Raw genomic sequence first — 7,584 nt, forward strand, 5'->3', positions numbered from 1 at the left:
ACCCCAGGCCAGCCTCCGGCTCGGCACCGCCGGTCACCGACTCCGCGGCCCCAGCCAACTGCTCGGCATCGCCAGCATCCGACTCGGCGGCGACGTCCTCAGCCAGCTCACCAGCCTCGGCCTCACCCTCCACCGCAGCCTCATGAACCTCCGACGCCTCGTCCGAAGCCGCGGCCACCTCATCACCCTCGACCGCCCCCAGGCCGGCTTCGGGTTCGGTGGGCGCAGTCTCCTCGTGGCCGGCGGACTCCGCGGTCATGGCTTCGGCGGCGTGGGCAAGTTGGGCGCCGAGCTCCGCATCGGCGGCAGCATCGAACGGGGGGAACTGGAACGACGGACTGCTGCGCTCAACGTGGTCCGCACGTGCGGCCTCGCCCTCGACCTCAACCGCGTCAGCGCCCTGCGGCGCCTCCTCGGCCGCCGCAGCGATGCCACCGGATTCGACGCTGCCGAGCTCCTCGGCGCGCCGGTCGAGCTCGGCCTGCATCGCCTCGGCAGCATGTGCGAGCTGCGCGCCGAGTTCGGCGTCCGGGTCTACGTACGCATCGGCCTCTTTCTCTGCTCCGGCCCCGGACTCGACCTCGCTCGCAGTGTCACCAGGCGGAGGTGCTCCCCCACCTTGGTCAGCGACCGGCACTTCCTCGACGTGATCCTCAGCGCGCTCGTCAGCGTCGGCTGCCTTGGCGGCTGCGACGACGCCGGCGCCGGACGCGACCGCCACATCTTTGACGACGTCCTCGACGCCGGCTTCGCCGTCGTGGGTACCCCGTAGCGCTTCCGGAGCTTCCCGGCCCTTCGGTGCGGCCATGATGTACACCACGGCGCCGATGAACACGAACGTCGACGTGAACGAGTTGACGCGGATGCCGGCCAGGAGTTGCGCTTCGTCAGCGCGCATCAGCTCGATCCAGAACCGGCCGAGGCAGTAACCCGCGACGTACATCGCGAAGAGCCTGCCGTGGCCGATGCGCCACCGGCGGTCGATGACGATGAGCGCGGCGAACACCAGCAGGTTCCACAACAACTCGTAGAGGAACGTGGGGTGCACGATCGTGACGAGCTCGCCGGTCGACACCCCGTTGAGGTTGTCCAGCACGCCGGCGGCGTTGCGTCGCTCGTAGATTTCCAAGCCCCACGGCAGCGTGGTCTCGCGGCCGTAGAGCTCCTGGTTGAAGTAGTTCCCCAGCCGGCCGATGGCCTGCGCGAGAATGATTCCCGGCGCGATTGCGTCACCGAAGGCGGGCAACGGAATGCCCAGGCGGCGGCATGCAATCCACGCACCGACGCCGCCGAGCGCGACCGCGCCCCAGATTCCCAGGCCGCCGTCCCAGATGCGCAGTGCCCCGACCAGACCGGCGCCACCCTCGCCGAAGTACTTCTGCCAGTCCGTGATGACGTGGTAGAGCCGACCGCCGATGAGGCCGAACGGCACGGCCCACAGGACGACGTCATAGATGACACCCGGCTCGCCGCCCCTGGCGACCCAGCGGCGGTCGCCGATGAGCAGGGCGGCGATGATGCCCGCGATGATGAACAGCGCGTAGGCGCGCAGCGGCACCGGACCGATCTGCCAGACACCTTGCGCAGGACTCGGGATGTAGGCGAGGACGGTCGTCGTCACGCAGTGACCCTCTGCCGCACACCCTCGGCGAGTTCCTCGGTCAACGACCGCATCGCCGGGATGCCGTCTTTGAGCGCCGACACCAGCGCCGAACCGACGATGACGCCGTCGGCGTAGGCGCCGATCTCGGCAGCCTGTGCGCCCGAACGCACACCCAGTCCGACACCGACAGGGATGTCGGCGATTTCTTTGACCCGGCGAACCAACTCGGGAGCCATGTTCGAGACCGCGTCACGGGCGCCGGTGACACCCATCGTCGACGCCGCGTAGACGAAACCTCGCGATGCCTGCACGGTTTCGGCGAGGCGCTCCGGTGTCGACGACGGCGCCACCAAGAAGATCCGGTCGAGGTCGTGCGCTTCGGATGCGGCGTGCCAGTCGTCCGCCTCTTCCGGAATCAGGTCCGGGGTGATCATCCCGAGACCACCGGCCGAGGCCAGATCACGCGCGAAGCTGTCGACACCCTTGCGCAGCACGGGGTTCCAGTAGGTCATCACGACGGCCCGTCCCCCGGCGTCGCTGATCGCCTCGACCGCAGTCAACGCGTCGCGCACTCGCACCCCGCCACGCAACGCGACCTCGGTGGCCGCGGCGATGACCGGTCCGTCCATCCCGGGGTCGGAATAGGCGATTCCGACCTCGATGACGTCACAACCCGACTCGACCAGCGCGGTCATCGCCGCGATGGAGGTCTGCACGTCAGGAAAACCCGTCGGCAGGTAGCCGATCAACGCGGATCGGCCCTCGTCGCGGCAGGAGTCGAACAACCCGGCCAGCCGACTCATTTCGCGCCATCCTCCAGCAGGCCGAACCACTTGGCGGCCGTCTCGACGTCCTTGTCGCCGCGGCCCGACAGATTCACCAGGATCAGCGAACCGGCGCCCATCTCCTGCCCGAGCTTCAGCGCCCCGGCCACCGCGTGGGCCGACTCGATGGCCGGGATGATGCCCTCGGTGCGACTGAGCAACGACAGGGCGTTCATCGCTTCGGTGTCGGTGATCGGCTCGTACTGGGCCCGTCCGATGTCCTTGAGCAGCGCGTGCTCAGGTCCGACGCCCGGATAGTCAAGACCCGCCGAGATCGAATGCGATTCGATCGTCTGGCCATCCTCGTCCTGCAACAGGTAAGAGAACGATCCCTGGAACGCGCCCGGCGACCCGCCGGTGAAGGTGGCCGCATGCCGACCCGTCTCCACGCCGTCACCGGCCGCCTCGTAACCGACCAACCGGACACCGGGGTCGTCGATGAAGGCGTGGAAGATGCCGATGGCATTCGACCCGCCACCCACGCAGGCAGTAACCGCCTCCGGCAGTCGGCCGACCTGGTCGAGCATCTGCGCGCGCGCCTCGAGACCGATCACGCGCTGGAAATCCCTCACCATCATCGGGAACGGGTGCGGCCCAGCAGCGGTGCCGAAGCAGTAGTAGGTGTTGTCGGCGTTGGTGACCCAGTCGCGGAACGTCTCGTTGATCGCGTCCTTCAACGTCTTCGAACCCGACTCGACCGCCACCACGCTGGCGCCCAGCAGCCTCATCCGGGCCACGTTGAGCGCCTGCCGGGCGGTGTCCACGGCACCCATGTAGATGACGCATTCCAGACCGAGCAGCGCACACGCCGTCGCTGTGGCCACGCCGTGCTGGCCGGCGCCGGTTTCGGCGATCACCCGGGTCTTGCCCATCTGGCGCGCCAGCAGCGCCTGGCCCAACACGTTGTTGATCTTGTGAGATCCGGTGTGGTTGAGGTCTTCTCGCTTCAGGAAGATCCGTGCTCCCCCGGCGTGCTCGCTGAGCCGCTCCGCCTCGTACAGGGGTGACGGGCGACCGCTGTAATGCCGCTGGAGCCGATCCAGTTCGTCGAGGTAAACCTGGTCACCGCGGGCCTTCTCGTAGGCGGCGGTGACCTCTTCGATGACGGCCATCAGCGCTTCCGGGACGAGCCGTCCTCCGTAGGCGCCGAAATGTCCCCGCGCATCGGGATCGTGGGAGGTGGGTTCGGCGACCGCGGCGCTTGCGCGCGGCAGATCGGGGTTCGCGACGTCAGCCACTTAACGCGCGGGTTTCGGGCACGACGGGTGGGTTCCTGCGGTGACGAGATCAGCGACGGCGCTGCGCGGATCCCCGCTGGTGACCAGGCCTTCCCCGACGAGGACGGCGTCGGCGCCGGCGCCGGCGTAGGCCAGCAGGTCGGCGGTGCCGCGGACCCCGGACTCGGCGATTCGGATGACGTTGCTGGGCAGCCCCGGCGCGATCCGGGCGAAGCAGTCCCGGTCGACCTCCAAGGTCTTCAGATCACGCGCGTTGACCCCGATGACCGAGGCGCCGGCCTGCAGCGCCCGGTCGGCCTCCTCCTCGGTGTGGACCTCCACCAGGGCGGTCATGCCCAACGACTCGGTGCGCTCCAGCAGCGAGGTCAGCACCGACTGCTCGAGCGCCGCGACGATCAGCAGCAGCATGTCGGCGCCATGGGCGCGGGCCTCGTGGATCTGGTACGGCCGGACGATGAAGTCTTTGCGCAACACCGGAATCGAGACCGATGCCCGCACGGTGTCCAGGTCGTCGAGCGAGCCGTGGAACCGGCGCTGCTCGGTCAGCACGCTGATGACGCGCGCCCCGCCGTCCTGATAGGCGCGAGCCAGTGCGGCCGGGTCGTCGATCGAGGCGAGCGCACCCCGAGACGGGCTGGCCCGCTTGACCTCCGCGATCACGGCGATGCCAGGCGCACGTAACGCGGCCATCACATCCAGCGGTGCGGGTGCGCGCTGGGCCCGCTCTTTGACCTCGGCCAGACTGACCTCGGCCTCGCGAGCGGCAACGTCGGCACGGACCCCCTCGAGAATGGAGTCGAGCACGGTCGCCGAACCCATAGGTGTCGCTTCCCTTCCCCTGCCGGGCCTTCGATTCTTAACGAAGGGTAGCCGCCACTGCGGCATCGTCCGTCACCGCCCCTTGCTGTCGGGATTGACTCGGTCTGCGGTTGGATCGGCGCCCTCGTCGAGGGCGTCCCACATCATCCGCTCCGACATCGTGTCGGACGGTTGATCAGCGGCGACAGCCGGCCCGCGCCGGTACCGGGCGGTCTCCGCGCGCCCCTTCGCCGCCGAACGCATCAGCAGCACCGCACCCAGCAGCGAGAGCAACGCGGCCGCCAGTGCCAACGACGCCCCGGCGAAGTGGCGCTCGGTGCCGATCAGCTCGGCGATCGGCACCTCGGCCAGCCGCGCGGCGCGGACCGCGACGTCCTCGACCACCCACAGGCTGATCGCCAGGTAGGCCATCGCGGCGCTGGCTGCCGCGACCAGCAAAGCCAGCACTCGCAGCGGCCATCCGCGCACCGCCAGTGCGGCGCCGGCGGCGGCCAGCACCACCAGTGCCAGCGGGAGCAGCGCCGTCGACCACGTCGCACCGTTCAGCTCGGCGGTCTGGGGATGTCCCAATCCGTCGAAGGTGGTGATCTGCACCCAGGTCATGCGCGAGGCGCCCCACAGGGCGCCCGCCGCGACCACCAGTGCCAGTTGGCCGACTCTGATCACGGTTCACCCAGCGTCTCGGCGGCCGCGATGGCGCTGAGCACCGCCCGGGCTTTGTTGGCCGCCTCGTTGTACTCATAGGGCCCGTTGGAGTCGGCGACGACGCCGCCGCCGGCCTGCACGTAGGCGGTGCCGCGACGCATCAGCGCCGTGCGGATCGCGATGGCGAAATCGGCGTTGCCGGCGAAATCCAGGTAACCCAGCACGCCGCCGTAGAGGCCCCGTCGGGTCTTCTCGACCTCTTCGATGAGTTCCATCGCCCGCACTTTGGGCGCCCCCGACAGCGTTCCCGCCGGGAAACACGCCGTCACGGCGTCCAGCGCGGTCTTCCCGTCAGCGAGCATGCCGGTCACCGTCGACACCAGATGCATCACGTGGCTGTAGCGCTCGATGTGGCTGTAGTCCTCGACCCGCACGGTGCCGGGGCGACAGACCCGACCCAGATCGTTGCGGCCCAGGTCGACGAGCATCAAGTGCTCGGCGCGTTCCTTCTCGTCGGCGAGGAGCTCCTTCTCGAGAAGCAGATCCTCCTCCTCGGTGTCTCCGCGCCACCGGGTCCCGGCGATCGGGTGCGTCGTCGCGCGGCCGTCCTTGACGGTCACCAGCGCCTCCGGGCTGGAGCCGACGATCGAGAAATCCAGTCCGCCATCGACGTCGGGGACGTTCAGCAGATACATGTACGGGCTCGGGTTGGACACCCGCAGCATCCGGTAGACGTCGAGCGGATCGGCGTCGGTGTCCATCTCGAAGCGCTGGGAGGGCACCACCTGGAACGCCTCCCCGGCCTCGATGTCGCCGACCAGCTTGTCGACGATCGCGGTGTACTCCTCGACGGTGCGCTGGGCGCGATGCGCGGGTGCCGGCCTGCTGAACGTGGCAACCGTGGACTTCAGCGGCTCGGCCAACGCCGCGGTCATCACGTCCAGGCGGGCGACCGCGTGGTCATACGCCCAGTCGACGCGCTCTTCGGTGCCGTTCCAGTTCACGGCGTTGGCGATCAGCGTGATGGTGCCTTCGTGGTGGTCGACCGCCGCGATGTCAGTGGCCAGCAGCAGCACCATGTCCGGCAGGCCGAGGTCGTCGACGGTCAGTTCGGGCAGGCGTTCGAGGCGGCGGACCATGTCGTAGGCGAAATAGCCGACCAGGCCCGACGACAGCGGCGGCAGGCCGGGCAGCGCGGCGGTCTCCAACAGCGCCAGCGTGGCGCGCAGCGCCTGCAGCGGGTCACCACCGGACGGCGCATCCTGCGGGATCGTGCCCAGCCACACCGCCGCACCGTCACGCACCGTCAGCGCGGACGGGGCACCGGCACCGATGAACGACCACCGCGACCAGGACCGGCCGTTCTCCGCGGACTCCAGGAGAAACGTTCCGGGACGGTTCGCGGCCAGCTTGCGGTACGCCGAGAGCGGCGTCTCGCTGTCGGCGAGCACCTTTCGTGTCACCGGCACCACGCGGTGCTCGGCGGCCAGCGCCCGGAAGTCCTCCCGCGACGTCGTCGCGGTATGCGATGAGCGCTCACGCGAAGAGCCGGAGGGCAGGTTGGCGGTCGTCTGCACACCGGAATTGTCCCAGACGTACCGTGAAGATCGTGAATCGTGGTGATCGGGTGGCCGACTTCGAACTACCAGACCAGACCGGGACGACGCGGACGCTGACCGGCCTGCTGGCCGACGGTCCGATCGTGCTGTTCTTCTACCCGGCGGCGATGACGCCGGGATGCACCAAGGAGGCCTGTCACTTCCGCGACCTGGCCGGTGAGTTCGCCGCCGTCGGCGCCAGCCGGGTGGGCATCAGTGCTGACGCGGTGGACAAGCAGGCCAAGTTCGCCGACCAGCAGAATTTCGACTATCCGCTGCTGTCGGACACCGACGGCACCGTGGCCACCCAGTTCGGGGTCAAACGCGGCCTGCTGGGCAAGTTCCTGCCGGTCAAGCGCACCACGTTCGTCATCGACACCGACCGCACCGTCCTCGCGGTGATCGCCAGTGAGCTGAACATGGACACCCACGCCGACAAAGCCCTCGACGTGCTGCGGCAGCGCCAGTCGACCTAGGACTGCGCCGGGCCGAGCAGCTGGTCGGCGTCGAAGCAGCTGTGATCGCCGGTGTGGCACGCCCCGCCGACCTGGTCGACCTCGAGCAGCACCGTGTCACCATCGCAGTCCAGCCGCACCGAGTGCACGTACTGGGTGTGACCTGAGGTGGCGCCCTTGATCCACTGCTCGTTGCGGGACCGGGAGAAGTACGTGGCCTCCCGGGTGGCGAGTGTGCGGGCGAGCGCGTCGTCGTCCATCCAGGCGACCATCAGCACCTTCCCGGTCCCCTGTTCCTGCACCACGGCGCTGAACAGTCCGTTGGCGTCACGCTTGAGCCGCTGCGCGATCGCAGGATCCAGCGCGCTCATCGGGACCCTCGGCTCTTCGCGCAAGCGCTCA

General features: G+C 69.0%; 8 protein-coding genes. 1 reads left to right on the forward strand and 7 read right to left on the reverse strand.

Going from position 1 to position 7,584, the window contains the following annotated elements; genetic code table 11:
- The 6 genes from lgt to J3476_RS25515 all read right to left on the reverse strand — a co-directional run.
- Positions 1-1,621 (reverse strand): prolipoprotein diacylglyceryl transferase (lgt, locus tag J3476_RS25490; RefSeq protein ID WP_207069079.1); only part of this gene is annotated, 1,621 nt, incomplete at its 3' end.
- Positions 1,618-2,406, reverse strand: a complete 789-nt coding sequence (gene trpA / locus J3476_RS25495; RefSeq protein ID WP_207069080.1) for a tryptophan synthase subunit alpha — start codon at positions 2,404-2,406, stop codon at positions 1,618-1,620. The genes lgt and trpA, both read right to left, overlap by 4 nt.
- Positions 2,403-3,665: a tryptophan synthase subunit beta gene (gene trpB, locus J3476_RS25500; protein WP_207069081.1), complete on the reverse strand. Its 1,263-nt coding sequence runs from the start codon at positions 3,663-3,665 to the stop codon at positions 2,403-2,405. The genes trpA and trpB overlap by 4 nt, the downstream gene beginning before the upstream one ends.
- Entirely contained in the window at positions 3,666-4,484 is an 819-nt protein-coding gene (gene trpC, locus J3476_RS25505; RefSeq protein WP_207069082.1) for an indole-3-glycerol phosphate synthase TrpC, read from the reverse strand.
- Between the two features lie 72 nt (positions 4,485-4,556).
- Complete coding sequence (locus J3476_RS25510) at positions 4,557-5,150, reverse strand: TIGR02234 family membrane protein (protein WP_207069083.1); 594 nt, start codon at positions 5,148-5,150, stop codon at positions 4,557-4,559.
- The gene (locus tag J3476_RS25515; RefSeq protein ID WP_207069084.1) at positions 5,147-6,706 is read right to left on the reverse strand and encodes an anthranilate synthase component I; all 1,560 of its coding nucleotides are present in this window, start codon (positions 6,704-6,706) and stop codon (positions 5,147-5,149) included. Before J3476_RS25515 ends, J3476_RS25510 begins: the two co-directional genes overlap by 4 nt.
- A gap of 32 nt (positions 6,707-6,738) precedes the next feature.
- Between J3476_RS25515 and J3476_RS25520 the strand changes: the two genes are divergently transcribed.
- Complete coding sequence (locus J3476_RS25520) at positions 6,739-7,203, forward strand: peroxiredoxin (RefSeq protein WP_207069085.1); 465 nt, start codon at positions 6,739-6,741, stop codon at positions 7,201-7,203.
- Here the strand turns inward: J3476_RS25520 and hisI are convergent.
- The gene (gene hisI, locus J3476_RS25525) at positions 7,200-7,553 is read right to left on the reverse strand and encodes a phosphoribosyl-AMP cyclohydrolase (protein WP_207069086.1); all 354 of its coding nucleotides are present in this window, start codon (positions 7,551-7,553) and stop codon (positions 7,200-7,202) included. The genes J3476_RS25520 and hisI overlap by 4 nt on opposite strands.
- Between the last annotated feature and the right edge of the window lie 31 nt (positions 7,554-7,584).

Origin of the sequence: Mycobacterium sp. PO1, from assembly GCF_017312405.1 — a bacterium.
Classification (GTDB): Bacteria; Actinomycetota; Actinomycetes; order Mycobacteriales; family Mycobacteriaceae; genus Mycobacterium.

Bases quoted from the DNA above. Each gene is read 5' to 3' on its own strand.
- trpA (WP_207069080.1), bottom strand. From the start codon at position 2,406: ATGAGTCGGCTGGCCGGGTTGTTCGACTCCTGCCGCGACGAGGGCCGA.
- hisI (WP_207069086.1), bottom strand. From the start codon at position 7,553: ATGAGCGCGCTGGATCCTGCGATCGCGCAGCGGCTCAAGCGTGACGCC.
- trpC (WP_207069082.1), bottom strand. From the start codon at position 4,484: ATGGGTTCGGCGACCGTGCTCGACTCCATTCTCGAGGGGGTCCGTGCC.